Raw genomic sequence first — 16,896 nt, forward strand, 5'->3', positions numbered from 1 at the left:
TAGAAAAGGTGTAAAATTTTCAGAAGAACGGTTACAATGGAATATAGTAACCTAAAGCAATCATTTATGTACTTTTTAGAAATGTATACAAATGCGGTAAAAACGTGCTAAACTAATTGCTTCATAATGTTAATGATGAGGCCATCAGGCGTATCATTCCAATAGGTTGAGAAACATAGAATAAGCTTAAGATAATCCGATTAAAGAAGGAATATAAAGGGCTTATGGATAAATGTACTCAGGAAGAGTTATTGTATGTGATGGAGGAATGGTTAAGAAAACATTATCTTTCATAGGAGCTGTAGTTGTGAGAAAACAAAAAATTTTATTATGTATGTTATTAGGACTTTTAATGACGGTAGTGGCTTGCGATAAGCAAGAAGAACCAGAATCGAAACCGGTTCATGTGAAAAACGAAAAGAAAAAAGAAAAGCATAAAGAACAAGAAGAAGTTAAAGAAGAAAAAAGTATAAATTTAATGGACAAACAGTTATTACTTTCAGCGACTCTTGGAGACACAGAGACAGCTATGAAGCTAATTCAGGATGGAGCGAATATAAACGTAGAAGGTGACAACCGAGAAACGCCTATCCTTGCAGCAACGTACCAAAATCATGTAGAGACAGTTAAAGCATTAATTGGTGCAGGTGCTAATATTGAAGTCAAAGATGAGAAACAAAGCAATCCATTCCTTTATGCAAGTAGAGAAGGGTATACGGATATTGTAAAAGTATTAATTAATGCAGGAGTTAATACGAAAGAAACGACTAAGTCAGGTGGCACAGCACTCATTTCTGCATCTGAGCGTGGTCATGTAGAGGTTGTTAAAGAATTATTAGAGCATACAGATATTGATGTGAATTATAAGAATGAACGTGGTGGAACAGCTTTATTAGAAGCAATTGTATTGGGAAATGGTAGTGAAAGCCATAAGAAAGTAATTCAAATGCTTATTGACCACGGGGCAGATGTAAATATGGCCAATAAGGAAAATATTACGCCGCTGCAATATGCTGAAAAAAGAGGTTTTAAAGATATTACGAATATGTTGAGGATAGCTGGAGCGAATGAAGTAGTGCAGCCGCAACCACAACCGGTGGAGTAACAAGAAGAAGCAATAAAGAGTGCGAAATAATCCCATTTAGATAGACAGAATGAAGAAGTCATTTTAGTATGATTGATTCAGTAATGTGTATTTAAATGGGATTTTTGTTTTGAAAAAATTATTTAAAAAGAGGAATAGATAAGTAGTTCTTATGTACGTATTTTATAAAGCTTTGCTATATGGAATTTATATACATAACTGCTAAGGAGGATATAAATGCGATTTTCAGAACTTGAGTTAATAGCAATTCAGGCAGAGGTTTTATTTGTTCATAATCAAGTAGGAAGAATAAAGAGTGTAAATGAACAGGGAAATCCGAAAGCACCACGTTTTTTTCTTAGCAAAACTCGTGAAGGGAATATAACGAGGTATCATTATAAACTGCATGGTGAAATGATAAGTAAGATTGAGAAATTAATTCGAGAATGCTCAAATCACATTGAGATAGCAAAGATCATTAAAGTATTAAATGAAGAGAGAACGGTGGAGAATTGGAGAATATTTGGGTGGGTCCTGCTTTCATGTTCCCTAATAATTTACATAAGCCAACTAGAACGATACAAATAACAGAGAAGAATAAAGAGCTTTTGCGAGAAAATTTTTCTAATCTAATAGAACAGATGGAATGGAGGCGACCTTATTTTGCAATTGTAAAAAATGAAAAGGTAGTTTCTATATGTTGCAGTGCCAGAAGTACGCCCGTAGCTGCTGAGGCAAGTGTGGAAACTTTAGTGGAGTTTCAAGGGAATGGATATGGTGCTGATGTCGTTACAGCTTGGGCAATATCAATACAAGAGGAAAAGCGTATTCCGCTTTATAGTACTTCTTGGGATAACTTTGCTTCGCAAGCAGTGGCAAGAAAACTAGAATTGATTAATTATGGAATGAATTTGCATATCACTTAAATTTTAAACACAGTTGTTTGCTGTTGGAGTTTATTCGTATATCTAGATTATTGTAAAATTGATATGGTGAATATTAACATCTAATTAACAATTTATCAAAACTGACTTAATAAATGCGTAATATAGTAAAGGTAACAAAATAACTAGGGTAGAGAACATTTGAGAACACCCGCTTACATATAACGTGCCGCTTTCTTAAGTGTGCTCTATTCCCTAGAGTTCAAATAAGGAGAAAGGTGTTCTATGTAAGTAGGTGTTTTTAGTTTGGATAAAAATAGAAAAGCTAGGTGGAAGAAATGTTTAAAGAACCTTATATTGCGATGATAAAGGATTGGAAAGGGTACAAAACATATAAAAAATTACCGAAAACAGTTTTTCTTATGACTGGTTCAATGCTGGAGTTACCAGAGCGTGTATATGAATTACAGAAACATGGACATGATGTATTTCTTCATTGTGATTTTATACAAGGTTTAAATACGAATACAGAGGAAGCTCTTTTGTATATTCAAGATGTTATCGGAGCACAAGGCATTATTTCAACAAAAGGTTCGACAATTCGAAATGCCAATAAAATTGGATTAAAAACGATTCAACGTATTTTTATTGTCGATACTTTATCTCTTACAAAATCAATTGAAAATTGTAAAACGACTAAACCGAATGCAGTAGAGATTATGCCTGGTATTATGCCTTCAATTATTAAGCAGCTAGCAGAGAAAATAGAATTTCCTATTATTGCAGGCGGACTAATTCAAACGAGAGAAGACGCGGAAATTGCAATTCGTGCAGGAGCAAGTGCAATTTCGGCGAGTCATTATGAAGTGTGGATACAAGAAGAAAAAAGGAGTGCAACCTTGTGATCGAATTGAAAGATGTTTCAAAGGTATATAAAAATGCGGAAGAGACAGCGGTTAAAGACGTATCAGTTCATATTAAGAAGGGAGAATTTTTTGTTTTAGTTGGGCCTTCGGGATGTGGAAAAAGTACATTACTACGAATGATCGCTGGCTTAGAAGAAATCTCTTCGGGAGATTTAATGATTAATGAACGTGTTGCAAATGATTTAGAGCCGAAAGACCGTAATCTATCAATGGTATTTCAAAATTATGCACTATATCCACACTTAACTGTAGAAGAAAATATTTTATTTGGACTTAAGGTAAGGAAGGTACAAAAAGAAGAGCGACAAAAGCGATTAATGGAAGCTATTGAAATGGTAGGACTGAAAGAGTATGTGAAAATGAAACCGGGCCAATTATCAGGCGGACAAAGACAGCGTGTTGCGCTTGCCAGGGCGATCGTGAGTCAAGCACCGATTTGTTTAATGGATGAACCACTTTCGAATTTAGATGCGAAATTACGTGCCCAAATGAGGATTGAAATTAGAGAAATCCAGCAACGACTAGGAATTACGATGATTTACGTTACTCACGATCAAATAGAAGCGATGACTATGGGAGATCGTATCATGGTCTTAAATAAAGGAAGTATACAACAAGTTGGAACACCTCTTGATATATACAACGAACCAGCAAACGAATTTGTTGCAAGTTTTATAGGTTCTCCCTCTATGAATATAAATGATGGAGAAGTGGATAAAGAAAAAGGCGTATTACATATAGGTCAACTGCAAATTCCATTATCTACTGGACAATTAAAGCAATTACCAGAAGGAACTATTCGAATAGGCATGCGTCCTGAGCATATTGCACTGTCCGAGGAAGGACAAGAAGTGACGCTGCAATCTGTAGAAGTATTAGGGAATGAATCTATATTAAACTTTGCGGTAAATGGAACAACTTGGAGTGCGAAAGTCATCGGACAGTTACTCCTGAACAAAGGTGACAAAGTAAAATTATTATTCTCGCAAGAAAAGCTATGCTTCTTTCACCAAAATACGAATGAAAGATTAAAAGTGGTAGCTGAAGAAGAGCTGAAAGTGGGGGCGAAATAATGATTGAGGTAGGCAAGTTACCAGTTCAAACAAAAGTATTAAAAAAGAAGAATTTATGGGGCAAAACGAAAGAGTTAAGAACGGGATTATTATTTCTAGCACCATCCATCTTGCTATTTTCAATTTTTCTGTTCTATCCATTGTTTAGGACGATTTACTATAGTTTTTATTTAACAGATATACACGGAGAAGCAAATCTTTTTGTGGGCCTAGAAAATTATCAATATTTATTTTCTGATCCTGCTTTCTACAAAAGTGTAAAGTCAACTTTATTATTTGTTTTATATACAGTGCCTACTAGTATTGTATTTGCTTTATTTCTTGCATTAATTGCAAATGAGACAGTAAAAGGTATTGGATTGTTCCGGGTGCTCTTTTCTTCAACGATGGGGATATCGGTAGCTGCTAGTGCAGTGATTTGGTTATTTTTATTCCATCCAAGCGTAGGGCTATTTAATAATATATTAGCCTCTATGAATCTCCCTGCAATTGCATGGTTAACGAGTCCAGACTGGGCATTATTTTCTGTATCTGTTACAACTGTTTGGGTGAATACAGGATTTGCATTTTTAGTTATATTAGGTGGTTTACAAAATATTGATACGTCTTTATATGAGAGTGCATCTATAGATGGTGCTAGTTATTTATATAAGCTTAGCCGAGTTACATTACCGATGCTATCACCAACTTTATTTTTTATCGTGACAGTAACTTTGATTAGTGCATTTCAAAGCTTTGGGCAAATCGATATTTTAACACATGGTGGACCGAATGATGCAACGAATTTAATTGTGTACTCGATTTATAAAGAGGCATTTGTGAATCATCAATTTGGAACGGCAAGTGCACAAGCGATGGTATTATTTGTTTTCATTTTCATTGCTACATTACTTCAATTCAAGTTTGCAGAGAGAAAGGTGCATTATAAATGATCGTGAAAAAGTGGAAACAAAATTTCCTATTATACATGCTGCTCATTATTAGTGCAGTAATGGTGTTTTTTCCTGTACTCTATGCGTTTTTAATAAGCTTTATGACACCAGATGATATTCAAATGAGAAGGTTATTTCCGACTCAATTTACTTTTGATAATTTCATTAATATTTTTCAAAAAGTACCGCTTTTTACATATTTATACAACAGTTTGGTTGTATCGACAGTTGTTATGTTTGGACAACTTATCGTATCAAGTTTAGCAGCTTATGCTTTTGTCTTTCTTCAGTTTAAAGGAAGGAACTTTATTTTCTTCTTGTTTATTTCAACGATGCTCATTCCGTGGGAAGCGACGATGGTACCAAACTTTTTGACGATTCAAAACTTCGGATGGATCAATAGCTTTGCTGGGATGACAGTGCCATTTTTTGCAACAGCTTTCGGTATTTTTTTACTACGTCAGCATTTTATGACACTTCCAAATGAATTGAAAGAAGCTGCTTTTATTGAAGGGATTGGAAATGTAAGATTTTTATTCAGTGTTGTAATTCCGTATTGTAAAACGAGTTTTATTACGCTTGGAGTATATAGCTTTTTAACAACATGGAATATGTATTTATGGCCACTTTTAGTGACCACTGATGAAAGAGTAAGAACAGTTCAAATTGGTGTGAAGCAGCTCCAGTCTCAAGAAGTTGCAACTGATTGGGGAAGTGTAATGGCTGGTGTTACTGTTATCGTAATTCCAACATTGATTTTATTATTTTTAGGACAAAAGCAATTGCAACAAGGATTAACAAAAGGTGCAATTAAATAAGCATACATAGGAAAAGGTGGGATTGAGATGAGTTTATTGAAAAAAGGTACTGCTCTTTTAATGGCAGCCACAGTGGCATTAACCGGAGCAGCTTGTTCAAGTAGTAAAACAGAGGGGAAATCTGAAGCACAGGCAAAAGTAGCCCATGTTGAAAAAAATGGTGATAAAACTGTAATTCGCTTTTGGCATGCGATGGGTGGAAAAACACAAGGTGTGCTAGATGAGCTTGTTGCAGACTATAATAAGTCGCAGAATAAATACGAGATAAAGGCAGAGTTTCAAGGAACATACGAAGAGTCTTTAACGAAGTTTAAAACGATGTCTGCAACGAAAGAAGCGCCAGCTCTTGTTCAATCAAGTGAAATTACAACAAAATATATGATTGATAGCAAAAAGATTACACCTATTGATAACTGGATTAAAAAAGATAAGTACGATACATCAAAATTAGAAAAAGCAATTACGAATTATTATTCAGTTGATGGAAAAATGTATTCTATGCCATTTAATTCATCTACACCAGTATTAATTTATAATAAAGATGCCTTCGCAAAGGCCGGATTAGATCCAGAGAAAGCTCCGAAAACATATGCGGAATTAAAAGAAGCAGCGAAAAAGTTAACGATAAAAGAAGGCGGAAATGTAAAACAATATGGATTCTCTATGCTGAACTATGGTTGGTTTTTTGAAGAATTATTAGCGACACAGGGCGGTCTATATGTAGATAAAGAGAATGGGCGTAAAGATGCAGCAACGAAAGCGGTATTTAACGGAAAAGAAGGTCAAAAAGTATTTGGGATGTTAGATGAATTGAATAAAGCTGGTGCACTAGGAAAGTACGGGGCAAGCTGGGATGATATTCGTGCAGCGTTCCAGTCTGGACAAGTTGCTATGTATTTAGATTCTTCAGCTGGTGTTCGTGATTTAATTGATGCATCGAAGTTTAATGTAGGCGTTTCGTATATTCCATATCCAGAAGATTCGAAACAAAATGGTGTTGTCATTGGCGGTGCATCATTATGGATGACGAATATGGTTTCAGAAGAAACACAGCAAGGTGCTTGGGACTTTATGAAATATTTAACGAAACCAGACGTACAAGCAAAATGGCATACAGCAACAGGATATTTCTCAATTAATCCAGAGGCATATAATGAGCCGTTAGTAAAAGAACAATATGAAAAGTATCCACAGCTAAAAGTAACAGTAGATCAACTGCAAGTAACGAAGCAATCTACAGCAACGCAAGGGGCATTAAGTAGTGTATTCCCAGAATCACGAGATGCAGTTGTAAAAGCATTAGAAGCAATGTATGATGGAAAGAATAGTAAAGAAGCGTTAGATGAAGCTGCAAAAGCAACAGATAGAGCGATTAGTATTTCAGCTCGTACAAGTCAAAAATAAAAGAAAGCCGTATCCTTAAGAAGGATACGGCTTTCTTTACAGGGAGATAAGGGATCAAAGAAATGATGAACTCTTATCTTTTTTATATGAGTAAAGAGTCTAGAATGAATTTTGTCCTTCTCATTATTTGTTTAATTCCATTGCAACTTGTTTACCATTTACGAAAACCTCTGCCACCGCTACTACAATTTCCATCACTTTTTTCATATCTCATCTCTCCTTTTTTTTGTTCCATTTCTTATTTTTAGTATAAGAAAATGCAGTAATTACAACTATCGAATTGGATGACAAGGGGATTACATTGTTGTAAGGATAATAGTTTTATTTGTAATAAATACTATCTCGGATTAGTATTCAGAAATTTCTGTTGTTTTATTCTATAATTAGAAAGAGAATGGTTTAGAAAGAAGGGGGAAGAAATGAAGAGAATACTTGTTATTAGTGATATTCACGGAGAAATAGAGAAATTCGAACAGTTATTGGAAAAAACTCAATACGATGCAAAACAGGATCAACTAATATTAATTGGGGATTATGTAGATCGTGGTTCAAATTCACGTGCTGTCATTGAAAAGGTGAAAAGGTTAAAAGAAGAGGGAGCCTTCGTTTTAAAGGGAAATCATGAAGATATGATGATTAAAGCGTTAACGACAGATGAGGAACGTTCATGGAATCATTGGGTAAAAAGAAATGGTGGCGATAAAACATTATATAGCTATGGATTCCTAGAAGAAGATATTGCGATTAATGAGGAAGACTTCCAAAAGCCGATTTTACAATCTCATGTATTAGAAGAACATGTAAAGTTTATTCAAGAATTAGATCATTACATTGAAACAGAAGAGTATATATTTGTACATGCTGGTGTTGAGCCGATGAAACGAGTTTCTGAGTGTGAACCATATAATTTAATGTGGATACGTAATGAATTTCATAGCGAGTATAGTGGTGAAAAGGTTGTTGTCTTTGGACATACGGAAACAAAAACGCTTCATGGTAATGATGATTGCGGAGTATATTTTGGTAGTAATCGTATTATAGGAATTGATGGCGGTGCTGTGTATGGTGGTCAGTTAAATTGTTTGGAGTTGCCGAGTAAAAAGGTATATGTAGTAAAAGAATGAAAGAGATAAATTTATCTCTTTCATTCTTTTATTAAGGAGAAGTTAAGAAATAGCTTTCATAATAAAGTCTTAAAACCATATCCAATTCAAACACTTATATAGCAAAAGAAAGTATTCGCATTATGTGATTGCTTTCTTTTGCTATTATGAGAAGTAATGTAATAATAAAAGAAAAAGAGAATTGAAATATATTGTGGAAGGTGTGAACGGCTAATGCGCCTATTAGTAGTAGAAGACAATGCTTCTTTATTAGAGTCTATTGTCCAAATTTTACGTGATGAATTTGAAGTGGACACGGCAATGAATGGGGAAGACGGTTTATTTTTAGCATTACAAAATATATATGATGCAATATTACTTGATGTCATGATGCCAGAAATGGATGGATTTGAAGTTATCCAAAAAATACGTGATGAAAAGATTGAAACGCCAGTCCTATTTTTAACAGCGAGAGATTCTTTAGAAGATCGAGTGAAAGGATTGGATTTTGGCGGAGACGACTATATCGTAAAGCCGTTTCAAGCACCAGAACTAAAGGCGAGAATTCGTGCTTTACTACGCAGAAGTGGTAGTTTAACAACAAAGCAGACAATTCGATATAAAGGAATTGAATTGTTTGGAAAAGATAAAGATGTTCAAGTAGATGGACAAGATATTAAGCTCACATTAAAACAGTATGAACTTTTAGAGTATCTTGTTCAAAATAGCGGGAAGATTTTAATGCGTGAACAAATTTTTGATCGTGTTTGGGGATTTGATTCAGATACGACAGTAGCGATTGTAGAAGTGTATGTGCATCATTTACGTAAAAAATTAGAGCCATTCGGTTATCAGAAAGATATTCAAACTGTTCGTGGTATTGGATATATATTAAAAGAACAATGAAAAAAGGAAGTATGTTTCAAAAAACACGCATTCGTTTGACTATAGTGAACTCATTAGTATTTATCCTATTAATAGGAGTGTTAGGTAGTATTGTTTATTCGTACACATATAAGCGTATTTATAATGAAGTGGATCAATCTATAAAAATGATGGCTCAGTATAGAGAAAAACTAGATGTTAAAATACCACCAAGAAAACGCATGGAGAATATCCAAATTGGAGATCCGCGGGTAACTAGAATAACTTGGAATGGGAAAATAGTGAAAATAGAGGGCGATAACCGTAAATTTCGTTCTATTTTTGAAGAGAATTTGGAAAAGTTTTCTCCAAAAAAGTTAGAAGATTTGCAAGATATTGAAGTACAAGGACGATATTTTAGAGCATTTTCGCTTCAAAAAGATGGAGAAATAGTGCAAATCGTGCGAGATACAACAGCTGAAGAAGGAATGCTAAATACTTTATTTTTAATTCTCGTTATAGGTTGTAGCGTAGGAAGCCTATGTGCAATAGGAATCGGCTTTTTCCTAGCTGGTAGAGCACTCATACCTATTCAAAATTCATGGGAGAAACAGCAGCAGTTCGTTTCCGATGCATCGCATGAATTAAGAACGCCACTTGCAGTTATTCAATCAAAAACGGATGTGTTATTTCAGTCACCATCCGCTACGGTAGAGGAAAAGGCGATGGATATCTCTACAATTTCAAAGGAATGTAGGCGGTTATCGAAACTCGTTAGCAACTTATTATTGCTAGCACGTTCTGATTCTAATCAAATTGAGATGGACAAGAAAACATTTGAAATGGATAAATTGTTGGAAGAAATCGTAGATCCATATAAAGAAATTGCTTCTTATCAAGAAAAAGAGATGATATTAAAAGTAGAACGTGACATATCGTTTATCGGGGATAGAGAGAGAGTCCATCAAATGATGGTCATACTATTAGATAATGCGATGAAGTATACGAATGAAGGCGGGCATATTCAAATCGATTGCACGCAAACGAGCAGTTCAATTCGTATACAGGTGAAAGATGATGGTATAGGAGTGAAAGAAGCGGATATTCCCAAATTATTTGATCGTTTTTATCAAGGGGATAAAGCGAGAAGTACATCAGAGGGCGCGGGATTAGGTCTTTCAATTGCAAATTGGATTGTAGAAAAGCATTACGGAAAAATATCAGTAGAGAGCAAATGGGGAGAGGGTACCTGTTTTGAAGTGATTTTCCCTAAAAACCAAAAAATATAAATGAGAAGACGATCTTGTTTTTACAAGGTCGTCTTTTTTTAAGGGAAAGTTAAGGAACTGTTTATATTATGTATTGCATAAAGAAAGTTCGTTACATGAAGAAGCGATTATAGAGGTGTATGTGAGTGTATTTTATCGATCATAATGTTATCTCGAGCAGCGATGAGATGTATGTATAGTATTAAAAAAATTATGGGAATGATGGAAAAGAAAGTGTAAGAGGGAGGAATTAATTTTGCAAAAGAAAATGATGACGGTATTCACTATTGGAGTAATGAGTTTTAGTATATTAGGGGGGGCCTCTCCTTTTGAAGCACCAAAAGAAAAGACAGATTACGCGCAGCGCAGTAAAGAGCAATTAAACAATGGAAAGGTCCATGCAATAAATACAGAAGAGAAAGCAGAGAAATTAGGAATTGAAACGGAAGGGAAAGAACAAATTACGCTAGAAAAAGAAATTCATGAAACGGAAGTAGGAAGAGAAGCAGAACAGTTAGGGATTTCGACGGAAGGAAAAGATGTTGGAACTCTTTCAGAAGAAATCTATGAAACAAAAGTAAAGCAAGAAGCGTTAAAGCTGGGCATATCTATAGAGAATACATCGATTGTGAATTTAATTACTCAAATTAATACGATTAAAATTAATGATGAAGCGGATAAATTAGATATTTCGACAAATGGAAAAGAAATAGAAGACATTGCAGAAGAAATCTACGGAACGAAAGTAAGAGAAGAAGCAGGAAAGCTAGGTATTTCACAAAAAGGAAAAGAGATAGAAGAGTTAGCGCAAGAAGTGTACGAACAAAAAGTACAGGAAGAAGCAAAAAAATATCATATTGATTTGTACGGTAAAGATATATATCAAGTATTAAGAGAAATTAATGAACAAAAAGTATTACAAATGGCAGATGAGCTAAATATGGACAAAATGAATATGAACATTCAAGAGTTAACAGAAAAAATAAAAAAAAATCAGCCTGAAAAAGGAAAAGAATTAAATTTTGTACCGATGATTCGAACGGATGCTGACGCTTTTTATTCTTATTTAACGAACTAAAAAGGGCGTGAGATTGATAAGGAAACTGAAGTGGTATATATGTATAGCTTTACTTAGTATAGCAGTATGGAGTGTATATACAAATGGAATTACAAAGTATGTAGAGAAGTTAACATTCTTCAATATACAAAGCGGAAAACGAACGGAGTTTAGTAATAACGATGAAAAGGTCATCTTATCAAATGTACCTTTAATTCAGCAATTGCCAGAGCTAGATAGAGGTTGTGAAGTGACAAGCTTAGCGATGATGTTACAATACGCAGGCGTTTCAGTAGATAAGATGAAATTAGCAAATGAAATAAAAAAAGTTAATTTTTTAGACGATGGTGTAAGAGGAAATCCGAATGAAGGATTTGTTGGGAACATTTATACGTTTTCTGAATCGGGATACGGTGTATATCATGGACCACTTTTTCAATTAGCGAAAAAATATTTACCGAATGAAGCTGTGGATTTAACAGGAAAGAGTATAGAAGAAATGTATAAGAGTGTAAAAGCAGGGCAACCGGTAGTCATGATTTCGAATGCAACATATGCTCCTTTAGATGAAGATGAATTTACTACATGGGAAACAAATAGTGGGGATGTTTTTATTACGTATAATGAACATTGTGTTGTACTTGTTGGGTACGATAAGGAATCTGTATATATTCGAGATCCCCTCGATGATAGCTTAGATGTAAAAGTGCCAAGAGGAAACTTTGAACAGGCATGGGTGCAGATGGGGAGTCAGGCAATTAGCTATATAAATAACTCCAAATAAATTAGGAAGGAGAGCATGAGCTATTAACTATAGGGTGAAGGATAAAGATTTAAGGAATTGTAAGAGAAGTTTTGCAGTTTTTTTGAAGAGAAGCTGTTAAGAAATAAGAGAACTTTAGCTTATTATATATGCTAAAGTTCTCTTATTTTTTATGATTAAAATGTTTAGGAGAAGTGGATATGTAAAAATGCATAATTGACGAAAAAAATACATTTTATCATTATATATTGTTTTATATATGTTGATTGTATAAAATTACACAAGTGTTCTATTACATAAAGGAGGATTATTATGCAAAACATATTTAACTGGGTTAAATGTATGAGTATCAAGAAAAAATTAATCATTTCATTTTTTATTATTTTAACTATACCAGGACTTATTATCGGTGGTGTTTCATATCAAACTGCCAAAACAAATTTTGAACATCAAATGACAGATAAAGCAAAGGAGAATATTTCAGTTTTAAATACTGTTATTTCTCAAAATATAGAAGAGAAATTTGTTGATGCGACGTACTTTGCAGACATCTTAACAGAGGATACATATCCAAATGGACAAGAAGAAATAGTAAGAACAAAGTTAGCACAATATATAAAGCTTCATCCAGAAGTAGAAGGTATTTATATTGGAACGCAGACGGGGAAGTTTATAAGAGAACCATTTATTCAAATGTCTGATGGCTATAATCCAACAGATAGATCATGGTATAAAGAAGCGCATGAAAATAAAGGAAAGGTAATTGTTACTGCACCGTATCAATCAGCATCTACAAAAAATATGGTAGTGACAATTGCTAAAGAAGTAAAAGATGGTAAAGGTGTTATAGGCATTAACTTGAATTTGGATAACATCCTAAAGGTTTCAAAAATGATTAACATTGGTGAAAAAGGCTATGCAGTTATTTTAGATCAAAATAAGCAAATTGTTAGTCATCCGTCTAGAAAGCCAGGTTCAAAGGTTACTGATCCTTGGATTAAACCAATTTATGAAGACAAACAAGGAAATGTGTCTTATACAGAACAAGATGATAAAAAGAATTTAATCTTTGCAACAAATGAGAAAACAGGATGGAAAATAGTCGGAGTTATGTTTGACGAAGAAATTATGCAAGCTGCCAGTCCAGTGTTTTATAAGACTTTGATTGTCATAGCTATCGCTATTGCATTTGGTAGTGTATTAATTTATTTCATTACAAATTCTATTACAAGGCCATTACGAAAAATAGCAGAATCGGCACATAAAATTAGTAAGGGAGATTTAACAGAAACAATTACAATCCATTCCAAGGATGATATAGGGAAATTAGGGAATTCATTTAATGAAATGTCTACGTCTTTACAAGATGTGATTACCCAAATTAGCTTTTCAGCAGAACATGTTGCAGCATCGGCAGAAGAGTTAACAGCGAGCGTACAGCAAGCGAATGATGCGACAGATCAAATTACAATTGCAATGGAACAAGTATCAGGCGGGGCTGAATCACAAAGCCAAGGTGTTGAAGAAGGCGCCGCTACATTACAACAAGTAAATACAGCAATTCAAGATGTAACTGGAAGCGCGGAGTCAATTTCTATTTCCTCATTACATGCGCGAGAAAGAGCTGAAGAGGGAGAAGATTTAGTTGAACAAACCGCAAAACAAATGCAGTCTATTTCTAGGTCGGTATCTCAGTCAGATGCTATTATTAAACTTCTTGATGAGAAATCAAAGCAAGTAGGGGCTATTTCTGAAGCAATTCAAAACATTGCTACTCAAACGAACTTATTAGCTTTAAATGCGGCTATTGAGGCAGCAAGAGCAGGTGAGCAGGGACGAGGATTTGCTATTGTAGCAGATGAGGTTAGAAAATTAGCAGAGCAATCAGGAGAATCATCTGGAGAGATTGCAAATTTAATTGCAGAAATTAAGGCTGATATTGAACATACTGTTAAGGCGATGGATAATGTGAGTGTGGAAGTTCAACAGGGCTTAGAAGTTGTAACCAAAACGAAAGTAAGTTTTGCAGAAATTTCAAGTTCTACTACTCATATTGTTTCTCAAGTTAATCAAATGGTAGAAACAACGAAGAAAATCGCTGGAGATGCAAATGAAGTGACAAATGCTATTGATGAAATTGCAGCGGCGGCAGAAGAAAATACAGCTAGTATGCAAAGTGTTGCGGCTTCAACAGAAGAACAAGTGAATTCGATGGAAGAAATTAGTTCGGCTTCGCAAAACTTAGCTGAGATGGCAGAAGAACTACAAGCAATGACTAGTAAATTTAAAGTATAATAACAGCAAATAAGTAAGGTGAAAATAATATCACCTTACTTATTTTTCTATTCAGCAATTAGGGGAGTCATTAACGGGATGAAAAAAAGAAAAAGACTATGGAATTTATGGAAAACGATTACATTGTTAGTTTGTACAGTTGTAATTTTTTCTTTACTTGTGACAGATATATTAATTAGTCATAATGTAGAGCGGACAACGGAGGATAGTCAGGCAGAGAAAGCAAAAACGATTGCACACATTGTGGCGAATGATTCAGTTGTAATCAATGGTTTGATTGGGAAAGCAGATACTTCAGCAATCCAAACGTATACAAATAGGATATTAAAAAATACAGGTGTTCAATTTATTGTAGTTATGGATATGGATGGAATAAGAAAATCTCATCCAAATCCTCAAAAAATAGGTCATCATTTTATTGGGGGAGATGAAGGACCTGCATTGAAAGGGGAGGAACATGTATCGCTAGCAGAAGGAACTTTAGGTATTTCAATGCGAGTATTTGTACCAATATTTTCTGAAACAGGTGAACAAATTGGAGCGGTGGCTGTCGGCATTTCAGCAGATAATGTAAAGGAAAGAGTTAAGGAAAGTAGACATATTATTTATATTGGTGTCGGGGTTGGAGTACTAGTCGGAATTATAGGAGCAATATTGCTAGCTAGGCATATAAAGAAAAGCTTATTCGGTCTTGAGCCGCACAGGATAGCGAAAATTCTTGAAGAAAGAAATACGATGTTACAATCTGTAAAGGAAGGTATTATCGCTGTAGATAAAGAGGCGAGAGTAACGTTAATTAATAATGAGGCGAAACGGCTATTTAAAAAAAGTGGACTGGAAGAAGATTTTATTGGTAAAGATGTTGAGCTGTATATGCCAAATTCGCGTATAAAAGAAGTGTTGCAAACGGGAGAGGTACAATTAAACGAAGAACAAAATATTTACGGAATTACGATTGTGACGAATCGTGTTCCTTTATATGTAAAAGGAGAAATAGTTGGCGCGATTGCAACATTTCGTGATAAAACAGAAATTAGAAAACTAGCAGAGGAACTAACTGGTATTAAGTTATATGCGGAAGCATTACGGGCACAATCTCATGAGTTTATGAATAAGATGCATGTCGTATTAGGGCTTACACATATGAAACAATATGAAGAATTACAAAAGTATATAAGCGGCATGGTATCAGAGCATCAATATGAAATTGGTGGGGTTATGAAAAGAATAAAAAGTCCAGTATTTGCTGGTTTTTTACTAGGTAAACTTAGCTATGCTAGGGAGAAAAATATAAAGTTAATTATAAGTGAAGATTCTTACTTGCCGGAAATATATGATGAAAGTATTACTCATGAACTTATTACGATTGTAGGGAATTTAATAGATAATGCATTAGAGGCAGTGATGAATTGCAAAAAGAAACAAGTTGAAATTGGGGTACAATATCAGAATACATTAATTATTACAGTGCAAGATACGGGGAAAGGTATAGAAGAAGACGAAGTGGATGCATTATTTACAAAAGGTTATTCCACAAAAGGGGATAATCGCGGTTATGGTTTGTATCTTGTAAAAGAAAGTATACAGCGAATAAATGGGGAGATTCACATTTCCTCCTTATTAGGAGAGGGAACAACGATAACAATTGAAATACCTAAAGGTAGGGATGAGAAGCAAATATGATTAAAGTTTTAATTGTAGAAGATGACCCGATGGTAGCAATGTTAAATACACATTATTTAGAGCAAGTAGGAGGATTTGAACTTGTTCAAGCAGTTAACTCAGTTAAACCGGCGATAGAAGTATTAGAGAGATCACGAGTAGATTTAGTATTACTTGATATTTTTATGCCTGAAGAGACTGGGTTTGAGCTTTTAATGTATATTCGGAATCAAGAAAAAGAAATCGATATTATGATGATTTCAGCTGTACATGATATGGGGAGTATTAAAAAAGCATTACAATACGGGGTTGTAGATTATTTAATTAAACCATTTACATTTGAACGATTTAAAGAGGCATTAACTATATATAGAGAAAAACTTACTTTCATGAAAGAACAACAAAACATTAGTCAATTGGAATTAGATTCGTTAATTTTACAAAAAGAAAAAAGAGAGCCTACTGTCACTAAAGAGCTCCCGAAAGGATTAACGAAGCAAACGTTGCAATTAATTTGGCAGAAGATCGAGTCGCTGAATGGACGAGCATTTACAACAGATGAAATGGCACAATTAGTAGGGATTTCAAGAGTTTCTATTCGGAAGTATGTAATGTTTTTGACTGAAATTGGAGTGTTAGAAAACGAAATGGTGTACCAGCATGTGGGAAGACCTGTAAGTAAATTAAGATGTGTTGATCAAAATAAAATAGAGTTTTACGTATAAGCGACTTATTATAAGTCGCTTATACTTTTTTTAATTAC

General features: G+C 34.4%; 14 protein-coding genes and 1 pseudogene. All 15 read left to right on the forward strand.

The window, feature by feature from the left end; all coding sequences use genetic code 11:
• Positions 1-232 precede the first annotated feature (232 nt).
• Positions 233-1,105 (forward strand): ankyrin repeat domain-containing protein, encoded by an 873-nt coding sequence (locus tag KPL75_RS16935; RefSeq protein ID WP_219917064.1) that lies wholly within the window; start codon positions 233-235, stop codon positions 1,103-1,105.
• Between the two features lie 216 nt (positions 1,106-1,321).
• A pseudogene (locus KPL75_RS16940) lies at positions 1,322-2,010 on the forward strand (GNAT family N-acetyltransferase).
• A gap of 296 nt (positions 2,011-2,306) precedes the next feature.
• A complete protein-coding gene (locus KPL75_RS16945) occupies positions 2,307-2,873 on the forward strand; it encodes a glycerol-3-phosphate responsive antiterminator (RefSeq protein WP_219917065.1) in 567 nt (188 codons plus the stop codon).
• Positions 2,870-3,967, forward strand: coding sequence for an ABC transporter ATP-binding protein (locus KPL75_RS16950; protein WP_219917066.1), 1,098 nt, complete (start codon positions 2,870-2,872; stop codon positions 3,965-3,967). The genes KPL75_RS16945 and KPL75_RS16950 overlap by 4 nt, the downstream gene beginning before the upstream one ends.
• A complete protein-coding gene (locus KPL75_RS16955; protein WP_219917067.1) occupies positions 3,967-4,899 on the forward strand; it encodes a carbohydrate ABC transporter permease in 933 nt (310 codons plus the stop codon). Before KPL75_RS16950 ends, KPL75_RS16955 begins: the two co-directional genes overlap by 1 nt.
• Entirely contained in the window at positions 4,896-5,717 is an 822-nt protein-coding gene (locus tag KPL75_RS16960) for a carbohydrate ABC transporter permease (protein WP_219917068.1), read from the forward strand. The genes KPL75_RS16955 and KPL75_RS16960 overlap by 4 nt, the downstream gene beginning before the upstream one ends.
• 27 nt (positions 5,718-5,744) lie before the next feature.
• Positions 5,745-7,121 (forward strand): ABC transporter substrate-binding protein, encoded by a 1,377-nt coding sequence (locus KPL75_RS16965; protein WP_219917069.1) that lies wholly within the window; start codon positions 5,745-5,747, stop codon positions 7,119-7,121.
• 419 nt (positions 7,122-7,540) lie between these two features.
• A complete protein-coding gene (locus KPL75_RS16970) occupies positions 7,541-8,245 on the forward strand; it encodes a metallophosphoesterase family protein (RefSeq protein WP_219917070.1) in 705 nt (234 codons plus the stop codon).
• Between the two features lie 213 nt (positions 8,246-8,458).
• Entirely contained in the window at positions 8,459-9,130 is a 672-nt protein-coding gene (locus KPL75_RS16975; protein ID WP_219917071.1) for a response regulator transcription factor, read from the forward strand.
• Between the two features lie 11 nt (positions 9,131-9,141).
• Entirely contained in the window at positions 9,142-10,377 is a 1,236-nt protein-coding gene (locus KPL75_RS16980; RefSeq protein ID WP_219917072.1) for a sensor histidine kinase, read from the forward strand.
• 235 nt (positions 10,378-10,612) lie between these two features.
• Positions 10,613-11,434: a transporter gene (locus KPL75_RS16985; protein ID WP_219917073.1), complete on the forward strand. Its 822-nt coding sequence runs from the start codon at positions 10,613-10,615 to the stop codon at positions 11,432-11,434.
• Positions 11,435-11,447: 13 nt separating this feature from the next.
• Positions 11,448-12,197, forward strand: a complete 750-nt coding sequence (locus tag KPL75_RS16990; RefSeq protein ID WP_219917074.1) for a C39 family peptidase — start codon at positions 11,448-11,450, stop codon at positions 12,195-12,197.
• 432 nt (positions 12,198-12,629) lie between these two features.
• Positions 12,630-14,471 (forward strand): methyl-accepting chemotaxis protein, encoded by a 1,842-nt coding sequence (locus KPL75_RS16995; RefSeq protein ID WP_375141032.1) that lies wholly within the window; start codon positions 12,630-12,632, stop codon positions 14,469-14,471.
• Between the two features lie 78 nt (positions 14,472-14,549).
• Positions 14,550-16,154 carry a sensor histidine kinase gene (locus KPL75_RS17000; RefSeq protein ID WP_219917076.1) on the forward strand — a complete coding sequence of 535 codons (1,605 nt, stop codon included), beginning with the start codon at positions 14,550-14,552 and terminating at the stop codon, positions 16,152-16,154.
• Positions 16,151-16,858 (forward strand): response regulator, encoded by a 708-nt coding sequence (locus KPL75_RS17005; protein ID WP_219917077.1) that lies wholly within the window; start codon positions 16,151-16,153, stop codon positions 16,856-16,858. Before KPL75_RS17000 ends, KPL75_RS17005 begins: the two co-directional genes overlap by 4 nt.
• Positions 16,859-16,896 lie beyond the last annotated feature (38 nt).

It is taken from the genome of Bacillus sp. NP247, from assembly GCF_018966865.1.
Taxonomy (GTDB): Bacteria; Bacillota; Bacilli; order Bacillales; family Bacillaceae_G; genus Bacillus_A.

Excerpts from the sequence above, each read along its gene's own strand:
- KPL75_RS16935 (WP_219917064.1), top strand. The coding sequence starts at position 233 with ATGTACTCAGGAAGAGTTATTGTATGTGATGGAGGAATGGTTAAGAAA.
- KPL75_RS16945 (WP_219917065.1), top strand. The coding sequence starts at position 2,307 with ATGTTTAAAGAACCTTATATTGCGATGATAAAGGATTGGAAAGGGTAC.
- KPL75_RS16955 (WP_219917067.1), top strand. The coding sequence starts at position 3,967 with ATGATTGAGGTAGGCAAGTTACCAGTTCAAACAAAAGTATTAAAAAAG.
- KPL75_RS16960 (WP_219917068.1), top strand. The coding sequence starts at position 4,896 with ATGATCGTGAAAAAGTGGAAACAAAATTTCCTATTATACATGCTGCTC.
- KPL75_RS16965 (WP_219917069.1), top strand. The coding sequence starts at position 5,745 with ATGAGTTTATTGAAAAAAGGTACTGCTCTTTTAATGGCAGCCACAGTG.
- KPL75_RS16970 (WP_219917070.1), top strand. The coding sequence starts at position 7,541 with ATGAAGAGAATACTTGTTATTAGTGATATTCACGGAGAAATAGAGAAA.
- KPL75_RS16975 (WP_219917071.1), top strand. The coding sequence starts at position 8,459 with ATGCGCCTATTAGTAGTAGAAGACAATGCTTCTTTATTAGAGTCTATT.
- KPL75_RS16980 (WP_219917072.1), top strand. The coding sequence starts at position 9,142 with ATGTTTCAAAAAACACGCATTCGTTTGACTATAGTGAACTCATTAGTA.
- KPL75_RS16995 (WP_375141032.1), top strand. The coding sequence starts at position 12,630 with ATGACAGATAAAGCAAAGGAGAATATTTCAGTTTTAAATACTGTTATT.
- KPL75_RS17000 (WP_219917076.1), top strand. The coding sequence starts at position 14,550 with ATGAAAAAAAGAAAAAGACTATGGAATTTATGGAAAACGATTACATTG.
- KPL75_RS17005 (WP_219917077.1), top strand. The coding sequence starts at position 16,151 with ATGATTAAAGTTTTAATTGTAGAAGATGACCCGATGGTAGCAATGTTA.